Here is a 16865-nt window from a genome sequence, read left to right as displayed (position 1 = left end):
GTTCCCGCAGACTGCGCTGTCGCATCTGGTGTCCCAGCCTTTCCCTGCACATTCGTTCGTCATTGGTCCCGTACGGCACGGGGGTCCCTCATCCATCAAGCGACGGATTCCGTCACCGGGCATCCCGGGGGGGGAGACCGGGTGACGCGACCCGCGTGAGCCGTCGGACGTCCGCGACGCTACGACTTGGAGCGCGCTCGAAGTCAAGGCGGGAAGGCAACGCCGGATGGACACGCCCTCCCGCACTCCGGAGGACATGTCCTGTTCTTAGGAGGACGAGTTCCAAGCGGTCGAAGTTGCCTCCGACCCCCGCGTTTCCCGCCTCGCGCACCTGTGGGTCTTCCCACACCCGACGGCACCGGGAGCGGATCTTGACGCCCGCCTGCCCGCTCGCTGAACTGAGACGGATCGGGTCGCGCGATCCTGCGGGGCCCACGGAGGGGGAAGGGGCGTACCCGTGACCGTGTTCACCAGGACGGGCGCCTGAGCCGAACCGCCGCGGCGAGCCGAGGGGGCTCGCGCGCGACAGAACCGTACAGCGCGACAGAACCGTACAGAGCAGGGCGGATCGACCGGGGAAGATCCGCATATCTATACGATTGCGCCTGAAACGGGTGGATATGGAGACAACACCTCGCACGGCGGGAATGTCGGGAGCGAGGCACAAGGGGGCGATGCGTGTGACGGGGGATCCGGAAGCGATGGGCTGCCGTGCCACATGACCACTCAAGGGCACACAGAGCTGCTCCGTCCGGCGCTCGCACGCCTCGCCCGGTTCACCGGGCGCACGCTGCGGGCCGAGTGGCATGCCATCGTTGTCGACCCGGTGCGCCGGCTCGCCCGGCGCGGTCTGGCCGGGCTGCTGCTGGGGTTCGTCGCCACGTTCGGCGTCGTCTTCTTCCACGACCTGGCCCAGCGCCCGACCGGAGCCTTGTGGGTGAAGCGGCTCGGCGGCGTCTACGCCGACCTGCCGCTGTGGGTGTCCCTGCTGCGCACCCCGGTGTCGCTGTACGTCCCGGCGCTGGATCTGCCGGTGTGGGCGGGCATCACCCAGCTGTTCCTGGCTTTCGCGCTCGCGGAACTGGCCCTCGGCCGGGCCCGGACCCTGGCGATCGCCTACGTCACGACGCTGGCCGGCACCCTCACCGCGCGCGTGATGATCGCGCTCGGCCCGGGCTGGTGGGGATTCGGGCTGCCGCCCGAGTGCGGGAAGGTGCTCGACACCGGGCCCTCCGCGGCCGTCGTGGGCCTGTTCACCTACCTCGCGGTGGTGCGCCGCGCGCCCGTGGTGTTCACGCTGACCGGCGGGTCGATGGTGTGGGAGTCGATCGCGGTGCCCAATCTGGCCGGCCGCGAGCATCTGATCGCGGTCGGCGCGGCCATCGTCTTCGGCATGCTGCACGGCCGCCGGGGGTGGCTGCGGGCCGTCGTACGAGCCCTGTTGCCGTCGTCGCGGGCGGCCGAGCCCGCTCCCGCTCCCGCGAAGCCCGTGACGGTGCCGGCCCAGGCGGTTGCCGGCCGCCCCGGACACACCTCGCCGCGCGAGGTCTCCATGACCTCCGCCGAACGCTAGGAGAAGGTCCTGGCCGGTCTCTCGTAACCCACAGCACAGCCGCGTCCAACCATCCGGCAACGGATACGAAACCCCACGTCAATGTGACGGTTTTCGCACTTCGACAGGTGCGGGCACACCCTATGGTTGCCGCCAAGTACGGCAGGGCGGGGCTGACACCATGGTGTTCGTCGCCGGCGCAGGCTGAAGGGAATCCAGGATGTTCCGCAAGGTGCTGGTCGCCAACCGTGGAGAGATCGCGATCCGCGCGTTCCGGGCGGGCTACGAACTCGGCGCGCGCACAGTCGCCGTGTTCCCGCACGAGGACCGCAACTCGCTGCACCGGCTCAAAGCTGACGAGGCGTACGAGATCGGGGAGCCGGGACACCCGGTGCGGGCGTATCTCTCCGTCGAGGAGATCGTGGGAGCCGCCCGCCGGGCCGGCGCGGACGCCGTCTACCCGGGCTACGGGTTCCTCTCCGAGAACCCCGAACTGGCCCGCGCCTGCGAGGAGGCGGGCATCACCTTCGTCGGCCCGAGCGCGGCCACGCTGGAACTGACCGGCAACAAGGCCCGCGCGGTGGCCGCGGCCCGCGCCGCGGGCGTGCCCGTGCTGGGTTCCTCCGCGCCCTCCACCGACGTCGACGAGCTGGTGCGTGCCGCCGACGAGATCGGCTTCCCCCTCTTCGTCAAGGCCGTCGCGGGCGGCGGCGGGCGCGGCATGCGCCGCGTCGAGAGCCCGGCCCAGCTGCGCGAGTCCATCGAGGCGGCGTCCCGCGAGGCCGCGTCCGCGTTCGGCGACCCGACCGTCTTCCTGGAGAAGGCCGTCGTCGACCCGCGCCACATCGAGGTGCAGATCCTCGCCGACGGGGACGGCAACGTCATCCACCTCTTCGAGCGGGACTGCTCCCTGCAGCGCCGCCACCAGAAGGTCATCGAGCTGGCGCCCGCGCCCGACCTCGACCCGGGGCTGCGCGAGCGGATCTGCAACGACGCCGTGCGGTTCGCCCGTGAGATCGGCTACCGCAACGCGGGCACCGTGGAGTTCCTCCTCGACCGCGACGGCAACCACGTCTTCATCGAGATGAACCCGCGCATCCAGGTCGAGCACACGGTGACCGAGGAGGTCACGGACGTCGACCTGGTCCAGTCCCAGCTGCGCATCGCCGGCGGTGAGACCCTCGCCGACCTCGGCCTGTCCCAGGACACCGTCAAGCTGCGCGGCGCCGCACTGCAGTGCCGTATCACCACCGAGGACCCGGCCAACGGGTTCCGCCCGGACACCGGCCGGATCAGCGCCTACCGCTCGCCGGGCGGCTCCGGCATCCGCCTCGACGGCGGCACCACCCACGCCGGTACCGAGATCAGCGCGCACTTCGACTCGATGCTGGTCAAACTCACCTGCCGGGGACGGGACTTCACGGCCGCCATCGGCCGGGCCCGGCGCGCGGTCGCCGAGTTCCGCATCCGCGGTGTGGCCACCAACATCCCGTTCCTCCAGGCCGTGCTGGACGACCCGGACTTCCAGGCCGGGCGGGTCACCACCTCCTTCATCGAGGAGCGCCCGCACCTGCTCACCGCCCGGTCCTCCGCCGACCGCGGCACCAAGCTGCTCACCTACCTCGCCGACGTCACCGTCAACAAGCCGCACGGCGAACGGCCCCGGCTGCTCGACCCGGTCACCAAGCTGCCCCCGCTGCCGGCCGGCGAGCCGCCCGCGGGCTCGCGCCAGCTGCTGGTGGACCTCGGCCCGGAGGGCTTCGCCCGCCGGCTGCGCGAGTCGCCGACCCTCGGCGTCACCGACACCACCTTCCGCGACGCCCACCAGTCCCTGCTCGCCACCCGCGTGCGCACCAAGGACCTGCTGGCCGCCGCCCCGGTCGTCGCCCGCACCCTGCCGCAGCTGCTGTCCCTGGAGTGCTGGGGCGGCGCCACCTACGACGTCGCCCTGCGCTTCCTCGCCGAGGACCCGTGGGAGCGGCTGGCCGCGCTGCGCGAGGCCGTGCCCAACATCTGTCTGCAGATGCTGCTGCGCGGTCGCAACACCGTCGGCTACACGCCGTACCCGACCGGGGTGACCGACGCCTTCGTGCAGGAGGCCGCCGCCACCGGCATCGACATCTTCCGCATCTTCGACGCGCTCAACGACGTCGGCCAGATGCGGCCCGCCATCGACGCCGTACGCGAGACGGGAACGGCGATCGCCGAGGTCGCCCTCTGCTACACCGGCGACCTCTCCGACCCGGCCGAGCGGCTCTACACCCTCGACTACTACCTGCGGCTGGCCGAGCAGATCGTCGAGGCCGGCGCCCACGTCCTCGCCGTCAAGGACATGGCCGGTCTGCTGCGCGCCCCGGCCGCGGCCACGCTCGTCTCGGCGCTGCGCCGCGAGTTCGACCTGCCCGTGCACCTGCACACGCACGACACCGCGGGCGGCCAGCTCGCCACCTATCTCGCCGCGATCCAGGCGGGCGCCGACGCGGTCGACGGGGCCGTGGCCTCCATGGCCGGTACGACCTCGCAGCCCTCGCTGTCGGCGCTGGTCGCCGCCACCGACCACTCCGAGCGGCCCACCGGCCTCGACCTGCGGGCCGTCGGCGACCTGGAGCCGTACTGGGAGGGCGTGCGCAAGATCTACGCGCCCTTCGAGGCGGGCCTCGCCTCCCCGACCGGCCGCGTCTACCACCACGAGATCCCCGGCGGCCAGCTGTCCAACCTGCGCACCCAGGCCGTCGCCCTCGGCCTCGGCGACCGCTTCGAGGACATCGAGGCGATGTACGCCGCCGCCGACCGCATCCTGGGCCGCCTGGTCAAGGTCACCCCGTCCTCCAAGGTGGTCGGCGACCTGGCCCTGCACCTGGTCGGCGCCGGAGTCTCGCCCAAGGACTTCGAGTCGACCCCCGACAAGTTCGACATCCCCGACTCCGTGATCGGCTTCCTGCGCGGCGAGCTGGGCACCCCGCCCGGCGGCTGGCCCGAGCCGTTCCGCACCAAGGCGCTCCAGGGCCGCGCCGCGGCCAAGCCCGCCCCAGAGCTGTCCGCCGAGGACCGCGCAGGACTCCTCAAGGACCGGCGGACGACCCTCAACCGGTTGCTGTTCCCGGCCCCGACCCGCGAGTTCGAGGCGCACCGCCAGGCCCACGGCGACACCAGCGTGCTGGACAGCAAGGCGTTCTTCTACGGCCTGCGCCCGGCCAAGGAGTACGCGGTCGACCTGGAGCCCGGGGTCCGGCTGCTGATCGAGCTGCAGGCGATCGGCGAGGCCGACGAGCGCGGCATGCGCACCGTGATGTCCACCCTCAACGGCCAGCTGCGGCCCATCCAGGTGCGCGACCGGGCGGCGGCCTCCGACGTGCCGGTGACGGAGAAGGCCGACCGCGCCAACCCGGGCCACGTGGCGGCGCCGTTCGCCGGAGTGGTGACGCTCGCGGTGGCCGAGGGCGACGAGGTCGAGGCCGGTGCCACCGTCGCCACCATCGAGGCGATGAAGATGGAAGCCACGATCACCGCGCCGAAGGCGGGCCGGGTCTCCCGGCTGGCCATCAACAAGATCCAGCAGGTGGAGGGCGGCGACCTGCTGGCCGAGATCGGCTGACCCCGCGACTCGCCGCGGCCGGCGCACCCGGCCGCGGCGAGCGGTCCTGTGGCTAGTCCTGTGGCTAGCGCGCGATGTAGTGCCGCAGCCGGGCGAGGAGGAGGTTCGCGTCCTGCCGGGTCTCGTACGCGGCGCTCGGCACGTACACCGTCCGGCCGCGTACGGCCACCGAGGTCGGGTTGGACAGCCCGTCCTGCCGGCCGAGGAGGACAGTGCTGCTGCCGTCGCGGCGGACCAGGACGAGCCGGCTGCTCGTGTTCAGCGTGACGAGCGCGGTGCTGCCGTGGCCGGGGAAGTCGAAGTCGTCGATGCCCGCGAGCCCGCGTGCCCGGGTCTCCACGGGCCAGCGGAGCCGTCGTCGCCGACGGGGACGCGCAGCAGCGTTTCCCGGTCGGTGTTGGACACCCACACGGCGCCCCGGTGGACCTTGATGCCGTTGGCGCCGAAGCCGGGGGCCGGCGGCGAGGGCAGCGGGTGGAGGTCCGCCGCCGTGGCCCAGGCCGTGGCCGTACCGCCCGAGCGCGGGACGCGCCAGACGGTGCCGAGCGCCGAGTCGGCCACGTAGAACACGCCCCGGCGCTCGTCCAGGGCCAGGCCATTGGGGTAACCGGTCGATGGGAGCTGGACGATCTGTACCGGGGCGCCGCCGCCTGGGTCGAGGCGCCAGATGCCGGTCCTGCTGGTGCCGGTCACGTAGTTGACGTACAGCGTGCCGTCGTGGGACCGGGCGATGCCGGTGACGACGGCGTCGTGCACGAGCGGGGAGTTCGGGTTCGCCTCGGCCGGCAGCGTCGCCAGGATCCGGGTGTGCCCGTCGGGGGTGACACGGGCGACCTGTCGGGCGAAGGCCAGGGTGAGGTCGGCCGAGCCGTCGCGTTCGAGCGCGATGTTCTCGGGCGTCTGCCCGGCGGCCAGGTCGAAGTGGGCGACGATGTGCGGTTCGGTGAACGGCCGGTCCTGCCCGGCGGCCGGAGCGGCCACGACCAGGCCGAGGGCGAGGGCCGCCGTGGCGGCACCCGCCAGGCGGGGAAGTCTGGGCAAGGGCGACCTCTCTTCGGACGGCGCACGAGGCGTCGACGTACTGGATCACCACCATGATGCAGCGTCAGCCGGAGGCGCAGGCCTCCGTGGCCGCAGGGTTCGCCCGCGCGGCCCACTGCCGCGGGGTCAGTCCCAGAGCGGGTAGGTCATGACCTGCTTGAAGCCGTCCGGCCGGGGGCCGGTGTAGGTCAGGCTCATCTGGCCGTAGCGCTGCACGGACGGGTGCTTCTTCCAGGGCTTGGGCTCGTCGAGCCGGACGATCACGGGGTAGCCGTGGAAGGTCCCGGCCGCGCAGTACGGGTTGCAGTCGTTGACGTAGTTCACGCCCGTGGCCGTCGCCGCACCCGGGCTCCACTGGGTCCAGTGGAGCCCGGTGAGACGGCTGTTGCCGTCGCCGCAGGCCAGGATGAAGTCGGCCGGGCGGATGTTGCGTTGCCAGAAGCAGTCGACCAGCACGGGCCGCGGGGGCCTGGACGTCGGCGTCGGCGTCGGGGAAGGCGGGCCGGCCGAGGCCGTGGTCATGGCCGCCGTGAGCAGGGCCCCTGCCGCGAGGGTGATCGCCGTTCCCGTCACTGATCCGCGCATGGTCGCTCCCACCCGTCGTGCCGTGTCCGAGCGCGTGCACCTCGACGCTACGACCGTCCCGCCGTTTGCACCAGTCGCGCAGGTCGCACCGCGTGTCAGCCGTGACAGGGCGGGCCGGGGCGATCGATCAGCAGGCGCCCTCGTCCTGCCACGGACCCCACTGCGAGGCGCCGGGCACCTCGTTCTGGGTCCACCACTTGGCCTTCCAGTTGTGCTTGTTGTACGAGACCTCGTTGCCGGCCGTGTACACCGCCGATGCGCTCCAGGCGGCCTTGCAGGACGTCGGCGTCGGCGTCGGCGTGGGGGTGGGAGTGGGCGTCGGAGTCGGCGTGGGCGTGGGGCTCGGCGGGGTGACTCCGGCGAACTTCACCGAGTACTTGGCGAAGTCCCAGGAGCTCTGGGGCACGCTGGAGCAGGTCCCGGACGTACGGCCGCCGTTGTCGGCCGGGGTGCACTGGCGGTCGCGGTTCAGCGACCAGAACGTGAAGCGGTCCATGTTGTGGCTCGTGGCGTAGTCCAGCACCGTCTGGAAGTCGGCCTGCGTGAAGTACTCACCGGTGTCGCTGCGGCCGTTCATGCCGGAGAAGCCCTCGTGTGCGTACGCGGTGACCTGGTCCCAGCCGAAGGTGGACTGGAGGATCGCGTTGAAGTTGGTCAGCGCGCCGGTCTGGCTCGCGGCCCCGTTGAAGCCGCCGTCGAACGGCATGATGGAGAAGTTGTTCGGGGTGAAGCCCTGCGCCTTCGCCTCCAGCAGCATCTGCTTGCCGAACCAGCCGGTGCCGTCCGCCGTGCCGGCCGTGGTCACGGAGACGTACAGACCCGGGTTGTTCTGCTGGAGGATCTTCGCGGCGCCGATCTCGTTCTTGACGGCCGCCGTGTTCTCGTACTCCGGCTCCTCCAGGTCGAAGTCGATCGCGTGCAGCCCGTACTTGGTGATGACCTGCTGGTACGCCGCTGCCGTGGACGCCGCGTCCGCGCAGGCCTGGCCCAGCTTCGTGCCGCCGTAGCCGCCGATGGAGACGGACACGTCACCGCCCTTGGCGCGGATCGTGTCGATCACCGACTGGACGGCGGTGTCCGAGGAGACCGCGGCGGTGCCGCCCCAGGTCGGCGAGCAGCCACCGCCGTTGGGGGCGAGGACGAACGCCAGCTGGAAGGCCTTGAGACCGGTGGCGTCCATGATCGCGGATGCGTCCGGCGGGTCGTTGTCCAGCGGCATCAGATAGGGGGCGGCGGCGTACCAGCGGTTCGCGAGCGCGGTGGTCGCGCCCGAGGCGTCGGCCGCGGTGAGTGCGGTGGTGCCCGCGGCGGCGAGCGTGACGGCCGCCGCCGCGCCCAGACATGCGTGAAGACGTCTCACGGGGAGCCTCCGGAGGGTGGGGGTGGGGAGCCCCCACCCTCCGGGAGCTGTTGCGGTCACGTCAATAGATTGGACTAGACCAAGTTTCCCTTTGGACTAGACCATGCGATTTCTTTACCTTCCGTCGACCAGTTGAACGGTGAAGTCGCGGTCCAGCGGCAGGCTCGGCGTCATGATCGTCGTGACGTGGGTGCCCGCGTCGTACGACCAGGCGGAGTCCGGCAGTTGGCGCCCGTCGACGAGCACCCGCGCGGGCGCGTGGTCGCCGTGCACGGTGAACCGGTACGTCCGCGCGTCCACCTTGCCCGCGTATTCGCCCTTGCTCGCGCCGACCGTCACCGTCGTCTCCCCGGCGCCGGTGTGCACGGACACCCGCTGGGAGGCCGCCGCGCCCTTGGCGAAGTCACGCGTCACGCCGTCGTCCTCGTACAGCGTGTAGTGGCTCGTGCCGTGCGCCGACGGGTAGAGGTCCCAGTCCAGCTCGTGCCGGTCGCGGGTCTGCCAACTGGTCGTCCCCTTGGGCCACATGGGCACGATCGCACCTTCCCGCACGAACAGCGGGAGCGTGTCGAGCGGGGCGTGGTAGCCGTTCAGGGTGGTGGGACCCTCGTAGGTGCGGCCGGTCCAGTAGTCGGTCCAGGTGCCCTTCGGCAGGTAGATGCCGTCGCGGGTGTCCGAGTCCTGGTAGACCGGTGCCACGAGGAAGTCGCGGCCGGACAGGAACTCGTACTTCGCCTGCGCACCAAGGGTGTTCGGGTCGTCCGGGTACTCCAGCCACAGCGGACGCACCGAGCCCACGCCCGTCTTCGCCGCCTCGGCGGACAGCGTGTACATGTACGGCAGCAGCCGCTCCTTCAGCTGCAGGTACTTGCGGTTGATGGAGGTGTACGGCTCCCCGTCACGCCACGGCTGCTGGTCGGCGGGCTTCCTGGTGGTGATGTCGCTGGCCCAGCCGTCCATCGTCATGACGGCCGGCAGGAACGCCTTCCACTGAAGGTCGCGGGCGTACATCTTGGCGTCGTGCCGGTAGATGCTGCCCACGTCACCGGTGTTGTAGGCGATGCCGGACATGGTCGCCCCGGCGTACGTCGGGATCTGCCAGCGGATGTAGTCCCAGGACAGCTTCTGGTCGCCGCTCCACAGCACACCGCAGCGCTGCGCGCCCGCCCAGGACACCGGAAGCCACACGAACCCGCGGGCGTCGCTGTTGTCCTCGATTCCCTTCTTCGCGGCGTCACAGGCGTCGAGCGCGAACTTGTAGCCGTTGCCGACCCAGGCCACGTCGAGCTTGGCCACCCGCTGGCCCGCCTTGACCTGGTCGGCCAGCTTGTCGATGCCGTCCTGCGTCCACAGGCCGAGCTGGGCCTGGTGGTCCTGGAGCCCCTTGGCGGTCTGCTCCAGGTTCTCGAACCCGCAGCCGTAGCCGTCGTTGACCAGCATCCAGCCGAGCGGCATCTGGTTCTCGGTGTACCCGTCGGCGATCTTCAGCGCGTCCAGGGTGTGCCGCTCGCCCCGGTTGGCGTTGTGCAGGTAGCAGTCGGAGTCGCCGGGTTCGAGGCCGTACACCGGCGGCATGAAGGGCCGGCCCGTCAACGCCGTGTACTTGCCGATCACTTGCTTGGCGTCGCCGAGGAAGTAGTAGGCGTCCAGGCGGCGTTCCTGCTGGCCCGTCGTCACCGGCGAATTGAAGGTGTACACGCCTGGGGCGAAGGTGTTGCGCAAGACGCCGTAGCCAGCGCTGGAGAGGTAGAACGGCTGCGAGTTGTTGTAGCCGCCCTCGTTCCAGTCGAAGCTGTTGGCCACGTACATGGTCTGCCCGCGGTGCGAGAAGCTGCCGTTCTGCTCGCCACCGCCGAAGAACTGCTCGTGCGCGCCCCGCTCCAGGCTCTGCCGCATCCCGCCGGTCGACCAGCGCAGCGGCTTGTCCTCCTGCCAGATCCGGGTGCGGTTGTCCGGCTTGTACAGCCCGAACCGCAGCGGGCTCTTGTACACGCGCAGGACGGCCTCGGGGGAGCGGATGCCGTAGTAGTCGCCCGCGTCGAAGGACGAGGTGTGCCGCTCGAAGGTGGGCTGATCGCGCACGATGGCGGTGCCCGCCGGATCGCTCAGCGAACCCGACGGGTCGGCCTGGAGCCGGAGTCGACCATCCGTCAGGAAGTCGGCGCGGGCTGTCAGCTGCCCGGCCCCGATCGTGTAGCTGCCGTCGCCGCCCGAGAAGGACGTGAGGTCACCGGCGTCCGTGGTCGCGGGCAGATACGCGGTGCCCGTGAAGGAGTTGTCGTGGACGTCGTACGGCACGACGACCACGTGGTACGTCCCCGACGCCCGCGGGATCACCGTGGCCTCCGGGTCGGCGGTGCCGGCGCTGGACGCGACCTGCTTGCCGTGGTCGTCGAAGATGTAGAGGTCGAAGTCGTCGGACGGCCGCTCCCACTTGATGGACAGCGGGACGCCGCCCTCGGGGTTGTCGTCCCAGTAGCCGTCCGGCACGGACACGGTCAGGTCGAAGCGGTGGCAGACCTTGTTGTCGGGGTCGCCGGCGGCGTCGGGGCAGCTCTCGGTGCCGCCGCCGGTGCCCTTGGCGTAGACCGGACTCTGCCAACTGACGCTGCTGTGGGCGGAGTCCAGCATGCCGCCGGACGTGGTGTCGGCGGCTGCGGAGGGTGCCGGGGCGACGAGCACGGCCTGGGCCAGGGCGGTCGCCAGCCCCAGCGGAATCCAGGCCGGCCACGGCACACGGTGTCGGAGTCTTCGCACGGCGGAACAGCTCCCATCGCACCATTGCGGACTGAGTGTTCTTGCTGAGGTTGCCCTGGCCTGGTGCTCGTATGCGCTCAAAACAAGCACCAATCAAGCAACTTCACGCACGAAGCCTCGGGTCGGCGGAGGTTCATGTCAATACCGCCGACGTATGAGCAGCGGCCTTCGGCCCGCCCTGCGTCTGGCTTACTGGCGGGTACGCGTCAAGATTTGGCCAAGTGTTGGACGTGCGTGACTACGCGTGATCAGGTCTCCAGCGTCGGCCTTGGCGATGCCTTTTCTTGGAGGTCCTGGTGCCCTTGCCAACCCGCAGCAGACGGTGGATCACCGTCTGCGCACTCACCGCGTCCGCAGCGCTGGTGGCGATACCCCCGTCCACCGCTTCCGGCCGCACGACCAGCCCCTTTGGTGTCCGCGTCCTCGGTCAACTCGCCAAGGAGCGGGCGCATTCGACGGGCCACATGTCGCCCAGCCTGGCGGCGGACGATGACGACGGCAACGAGGCGGACGAGATAGCCGAGGGTGCCGACCAGTTCGCCGAGGCCCGCACCTCGCCCGGCGTCGTCGCCCCGGGCGCCTACGGCGCCGCCTGGGAGGGAATGAACAACCTTCGTGACACCGACGGCAGTTGGCGTCACCTCACCCGCCTGCCGTACAACTCCGACGACCCCCGCTACCGCGACATCGACTCCAACTCCAGTGGGGGAGCGGGCAACGTCACCGGCCGGATGGCCGCGGTCGCGGCCGACGACGACGGCTACGTCTACGCGGGCAGCGCCGGCGGCGGCGTGTGGCGCTCGCGCACCGGCGGCGGCCACTGGCAGCCCATCAGCGACCGGCTGCCCGCCCAGACCACCGGCGCCCTCGCCCTGGACCGGGGCGGCCGGCTGTGGCTGGGCACCGGCGAGGCCACCACCAACGCGGACGCCTACCTCGGCAGCGGCGTCTACGTCCTGGCCGACCCGCACGACGACACCTTCTCCCCGCGCCGCCGGGTCGGCGGCGACGAGCTGGAGAGCACCACCATCCACCACCTGCGCTTCGGCGGCGGCAAGGTGTGGGCGGCCACCAGCGAAGGCGTGTGGAGCCACTCCACGAAGCGGCTGAGCGGCCCCTGGAAGCTGGAGTTCGCGCCCAACCCCGACTATCTGCCAGGCGGTTCGAAGGCAGGCGACCCCAGCGCGCCGTACAAGAACATCACCAACGACATCGCCATCGACCCCAAGGACCCGTCCAAGGTGGTCCTGGCCGTCGGCTGGCGCAGCGGTGACGCCTACAACGGCTTCTACACGAAGACGGGCGGCGCCTGGACGCGGATCACCAGCGGCCTCGGTGACCTCCCCGCCGACCCGGGCGGCGTCGGCAACGTCACCTTCGCCCGCGCCGCCGACGGCTCCCGCTACTACGCCATCGACCAGTCGCCCGAGCAGATGGCCGAGAACCCGGACAGCGGCCTGGAAGGCATCTTCGTCTCCAAGTCCGGTTCGCCGACCGGCCCGTGGACGAAGATCGCCGACTACAAGGACCTCGCCGCCGACGGTTCGGCCCTCACCTCCAGCGGCTACATGCCGGGTGTCCAGGCCTGGTACAACCAGTTCCTCACCGTCGACCCGAGCGACCCGCAGCACCTGTACGCGGGCCTGGAAGAGGTCCACGAGACCAAGGACGGCGGCAGCACCTGGTCGGCGGTCGGCCCGTACTGGAACTTCGGCTTCTCCTGCTGGAGCATCGACCCGGCCAAGCAGACCGGTGACTGCCACCAGACCACCCACCCCGACCAGCACGGTGTCGCCATCGGCCGCTACCACGGCAAGAGCTGGGTGTACGTCGGCAACGACGGCGGCGTCTACAAGCGCCCGGTCGCCGGCTCCCAGGACGCCTCCGGCCACGGCACCGACTGGACGTCCCTGAACGACGGCACCATCGACACCCTCCAGTACTACTCGGTCGGCATCGGCAAGGACCTCGACCACGGTGGCCTCGCCGTCACCGGCGGTCTCCAGGACAACGGCCAGTCCGTCCTGCGCGGCGACGACAAGGTGATGGGCTCCAACTTCGGCGGCGACGGCGGCGACACGCTCGCCGACCCCGCCAACGGCTGCAACATCGCCCAGGAGTACGTCTACCTCGCCGTCCAGGTCACCCAGAACTGCGCGGTCAACGACGGCAGTTGGACCACCGACCCGAGCAAGGTCACCTCGTACGGCGTCGCCCCGCCGGACAACGCCACCAGCGAGGCCCGCTTCATCGCCCCGCTCGCCGCGGACCAGAAGAACAGCGCGACGTGGGTCGCGGGCGGCCGTCACGTCTGGGTGCAGACCCACGGCTACGCCATCCGCAGCGGCTCCGAGTGGACCAGCGCGCACGACTTCGGCCCCGGCCGCGTCGCCACCGCCGTCGCCGCCTCCGGCGGCAAGATCTACGCCGCCTGGTGCGGCCCCTGCAACAACCAGGGCTTCGCCCGCGGCATCGCCGTCGGCAACGCGGACGGCACCGGCTGGCACGACATCAACCTGCCGGTGGACGGGACCGTGCCCAACCGCTACCTCAGCGGCTTCGCCATCGACCCGAAGAACGCCGACCACGTGTTCCTCGCGGTCAACGGATTCTCCCGGCACTGGACCGAGGGCCCCGGCGCGGGCGTCGGCCACGTCTTCGAGTCCAACGACGGCGGCACCACCTGGCACGACATCTCGGCCAACCTGCCTGACGTGCCGACCAACTCGGCGCTCGTGACGGCAGACGGCGGCCTCGTCGTCGGTACCGACCTCGGCGTCGTCTACCGCGCGCCGGGCCACACCGCCTGGCAGCGCGTCGGCAGCCTCCCGGCCGTCGCCGTCCTCCAGCTCAAGACGGGCCCCGACGGCCGCACGCTGTACGCGGCCACCCACGGGCGCGGCATCTACACGATCAGGCTGCGCGACCTCGACTGAGCACAGCGCAGGCCGTAAGGCCGTACGGAACGGGTGACCCCGGTGTGTTCGGGGTCACCCGTTCCGCGCATACGGCACCACGGTCACGTCCAGCGTGAAGACCGTGCGGGCGGCACCGGCCACGTCCGGCGCCTTCGCGGTGACGGTGACCTCGGCGCTGCCGAACCGGGTGCCCGCGCACCGCAGGGTGGCCCGGGCACCGCCGGCCGTCGCCACCTGCCACCCGGCCGGCAGGACCAGGGCGGACGCGGAACTGTGCACGTCCACCCACCGCTTGTCGTCCACGCGCGGCTCCAGGACGAGGGTCACCACGGTTCCGGGCCGCACGCAGAGCGCCCGGCGCACCGGGTCGCCCGGAGCCACGCCGACCTCCACCTCGCCGCTCACACACTGCTGCGCCGAGGCAGAGGGCGCTGGGGAGGCTGCCGAAGGGGGCACCGCCGACGACGGCCGTGTGGCTCGCGCGCCGGACGGTCCGCCGCCCGTGCCGCGCCCCGCAGGGGCACCGCACCCCGCCAGCACGACGACGGCGACCACCGCGACCGCCGCGCACCCACCGACCCAGCACCGCATGGCGAACCTCCGCATCACCCTCTGCCCTCCAGCATGCCCCCGCCTCCGCGCAGCCGCCTGCGCAAGCACACAGTCCCCTCGCGAAGACAGAGCGCCCCGCCCTTCGCTCCGCGAAAGTGCAAGAGGCGGAGCACCGGAGTCCATTGCCGCGGAAACCGCCGGGCCGGATCGTTCCGGTTGCAACCGGCCCTTCGGCAACAAGGAGCACCCGTGCGACTCTTGAGCAGAGCGGGCGGCGCCGCGGCAGCGATCTCGACGGCCGTCGCCTTGGTCCTGGGCGGCGGCACAGCGTCCCCGGTGTCCGCCGCGACCGCGTCCCCCGTGTCCGCCGCCACCTACAGCGTGACCGTGGGCACACCGGTGCCCTTCACCCACCCGACGGACACCCCCGCGACGCCGTACACCGACAAGGACGGCACTTTCCACTACCAGCAGTCCGCCGCGCTCTACGGCGCGAACGACCCGCGCACCTGGGACTTCTACACCGGCACGGACTTCGACAGCGCGACCTTCGACAAGACGCTCAGCAGGTCGGTGAACCCCGCCAACTCCAACGACCGCAACAGCGACACCACTTGGCGCTGCAACAACAGCCCGACCGGCCGCGAGGCGACGTACGCGCCGAGCGGCTCGGGCTACGCGCAGAAGAACTACTGCGACCTGTCGGGCGTCTGGGTCGACCCCGACACCGGCGCCTGGTACGGCCTCGTGCACAACGAGTTCACCCCGCAGCCCTTCGGTGACGGACTGCACTACGACGCCATCGACTACGCCGTCTCCACCGACCAGGGCCGCACCTGGACCATCAAGGACCACGTCATCACGTCCCCGTACAGCACCGGGCGCGGGGACACCACGGCCTTCCCGAACCAGACGTACTCCTACGGCGACGGCGACCAGCGGCTCTTCGTCGACGCCGCCTCCGGCTACTTCTACGTCTATTACGGCTCGCGGATCATCGACAAGAGCGGCGGCTGGAAGGCGTTCTACGAGCACGTGGCCCGCGCCCCGATCTCCGCGAAGATGGCGCCCGGCTCCTGGCGCAAGTGGTACGGCGGCACCTGGTCCCAGCCCGGCACGGGCGGCCGGGAGAGCAACATCGTCCCCGCCGACACCGGCCACCCCACCGGTTACACGCCCGTCGCCGACGAGTACGACCCGACCAACACCGGCACCGCCGCCGAGCAGATCGCGGCCGGCAAGATGCCCCCGACCTCGCCCCTGTTCGTCATGAACATCGCCTACGACGCCTACCTCGGCCTCTACATCGGCGAACCGCAGGCCGTGGACCAGAGCGGCAACTCGCCGCAGTACCTGTATGCCACCGACGACCTGGCCACCCAGCAGTGGCACCCGATCGGCGACACCGGCAGCTACACGAACGCCTCCTGGTACCGCTGGTTCCTCGACCGCGCCAACCGCACCAGCTCCACCATCGTCGGCAGGACTTTCCGCTCGTACTGTGCCTTCGGCTGCTCCCACAACGCCTCCGGCGAGTACGTCGACGTCACGATCGGTTCCTCCGCCCCCGCCGCACCGCCCATGGACACCACCCGCAGCTACCGCATCGCGAGCGGGGCGGGCCGCGTCCTCGCCCGGGTCCCCGGCGGCTCCGGCACCACCTCCGTGGCGAGCCCCACCGGCGCCGCCGAGGAGTCCTGGGTCTTCGCCCCGACCGGTGACGGTTCCTTCACCATCGCCAACGCGTCCGGCGGCGGGCTGCTCGGCGTCGACTCCACCACGAAGGCCGGCCGCGCCTGGGGCTCGCGGCCCACGGTGACGGCGGCGCCGGCGGGCGGCCCCACGGTCGGCCAGCAGTGGTTCGTGATCCCGGGCAGCCCGGCCGACGGCACCTACCGTTTCGTCAACCGCTACAGCGGCCTCGTGCTCGGTCTGTCCGGAGCCTCTGGCCGCCTCGCCGAGACCACCCCGGTGCGCAACTGGACGGACAGCAGCGGCAGTTCGGTCGGCGGTGGCCGTACGGCGGCCGAGCAGACCCTCTCGCTCACCTCGACCGGAGCGGCTCCCGGCACCCCGGTCATCACCGGCGCCCACACCCTGCGCACCTCGGGCCAGGCCCTCGACGACCCCGACCACTCCACGGCCGCCGGCACCCAGCTCGTCACCTGGACGCCCAACGGCGGCGCCAACCAGAGCTGGGAGTTCACCCGCCAGCCCGACGGCTCCTACGAGATCCGCAACGCCGAGTCCCACCTGTGCGCGGACGTCTCCGGCGGCTCCACCTCCGCCGGCGCCGCCGTCATCCAGTGGACGTGCACGGGCGGCAGCAACCAGCGCTGGCTCGTCACCGCAGTGCCCGGCGCCGGCTACACCCTCGCCTCGCAGAAGAGCGGTCTGCTCCTGACCACGGCCACCACGGCCGACGGCGCCAAGGCGACCCAGCAGCCCGACACCGGCTCGGCACTCCAGCGCTGGGCCATCGACGGGATCTGACGCACGTACGGC

General features: G+C 71.3%; 10 protein-coding genes. 4 read left to right on the top strand and 6 right to left on the bottom strand.

All coding sequences use genetic code 11. The features are described 5' to 3' along the window. Positions 1-718: 718 nt before the first annotated feature. Both ACWD35_RS28495 and ACWD35_RS28490 read left to right on the top strand, forming a co-directional pair. On the top strand, positions 719-1573 hold the full coding sequence (locus tag ACWD35_RS28495; RefSeq protein ID WP_451354168.1) for a hypothetical protein: 855 nt from the start codon (positions 719-721) through the stop codon (positions 1571-1573). Between the two features lie 199 nt (positions 1574-1772). Further along, positions 1773-5147 carry a pyruvate carboxylase gene (locus ACWD35_RS28490; protein WP_451354167.1) on the top strand — a complete coding sequence of 1125 codons (3375 nt, stop codon included), beginning with the start codon at positions 1773-1775 and terminating at the stop codon, positions 5145-5147. A 64-nt stretch (positions 5148-5211) separates the two neighbouring features. On the opposite strand, the gene ACWD35_RS28485 is transcribed toward ACWD35_RS28490, so the two are convergent. The 5 genes from ACWD35_RS28485 to ACWD35_RS28465 form a co-directional block, all read right to left on the bottom strand. Then, positions 5212-5487 (bottom strand): hypothetical protein, encoded by a 276-nt coding sequence (locus ACWD35_RS28485; protein ID WP_451354166.1) that lies wholly within the window; start codon positions 5485-5487, stop codon positions 5212-5214. Continuing rightward, positions 5406-6188 carry a hypothetical protein gene (locus ACWD35_RS28480; RefSeq protein WP_451354165.1) on the bottom strand — a complete coding sequence of 261 codons (783 nt, stop codon included), beginning with the start codon at positions 6186-6188 and terminating at the stop codon, positions 5406-5408. The genes ACWD35_RS28485 and ACWD35_RS28480 overlap by 82 nt, the downstream gene beginning before the upstream one ends. Before the next feature lie 126 nt (positions 6189-6314). Further along, complete coding sequence (locus tag ACWD35_RS28475; protein WP_451354164.1) at positions 6315-6773, bottom strand: hypothetical protein; 459 nt, start codon at positions 6771-6773, stop codon at positions 6315-6317. Positions 6774-6900: 127 nt separating this feature from the next. Continuing rightward, the gene (locus tag ACWD35_RS28470) at positions 6901-8133 is read right to left on the bottom strand and encodes a carbohydrate-binding protein (RefSeq protein ID WP_451354163.1); all 1233 of its coding nucleotides are present in this window, start codon (positions 8131-8133) and stop codon (positions 6901-6903) included. A gap of 114 nt (positions 8134-8247) precedes the next feature. Next, a complete protein-coding gene (locus tag ACWD35_RS28465) occupies positions 8248-10890 on the bottom strand; it encodes a TIM-barrel domain-containing protein (protein ID WP_451354162.1) in 2643 nt (880 codons plus the stop codon). A 296-nt stretch (positions 10891-11186) separates the two neighbouring features. Between ACWD35_RS28465 and ACWD35_RS28460 the strand changes: the two genes are divergently transcribed. Then, the gene (locus tag ACWD35_RS28460; protein WP_451354161.1) at positions 11187-13826 is read left to right on the top strand and encodes a glycosyl hydrolase; all 2640 of its coding nucleotides are present in this window, start codon (positions 11187-11189) and stop codon (positions 13824-13826) included. Between the two features lie 54 nt (positions 13827-13880). Here ACWD35_RS28460 and ACWD35_RS28455 read toward each other — a convergent pair whose 3' ends face one another. Further along, positions 13881-14213 (bottom strand): acetyl-CoA synthetase, encoded by a 333-nt coding sequence (locus ACWD35_RS28455; RefSeq protein ID WP_451354160.1) that lies wholly within the window; start codon positions 14211-14213, stop codon positions 13881-13883. A gap of 396 nt (positions 14214-14609) precedes the next feature. On the opposite strand from ACWD35_RS28455, the gene ACWD35_RS28450 reads away from it, so the two are divergent. Further along, positions 14610-16853, top strand: coding sequence for an RICIN domain-containing protein (locus tag ACWD35_RS28450; RefSeq protein ID WP_451354159.1), 2244 nt, complete (start codon positions 14610-14612; stop codon positions 16851-16853). The last annotated feature ends 12 nt before the right edge of the window (positions 16854-16865 follow it).

It is taken from the genome of Streptomyces sp. NPDC002671 (genome assembly GCF_053592475.1).
This window is presented reverse-complemented; position numbering and strand designations above follow the sequence as displayed.

Excerpts from the sequence above, each read along its gene's own strand:
- ACWD35_RS28495 (WP_451354168.1), top strand. The coding sequence starts at position 719 with ATGACCACTCAAGGGCACACAGAGCTGCTCCGTCCGGCGCTCGCACGC.
- ACWD35_RS28490 (WP_451354167.1), top strand. The coding sequence starts at position 1,773 with ATGTTCCGCAAGGTGCTGGTCGCCAACCGTGGAGAGATCGCGATCCGC.
- ACWD35_RS28475 (WP_451354164.1), bottom strand. The coding sequence starts at position 6,773 with ATGCGCGGATCAGTGACGGGAACGGCGATCACCCTCGCGGCAGGGGCC.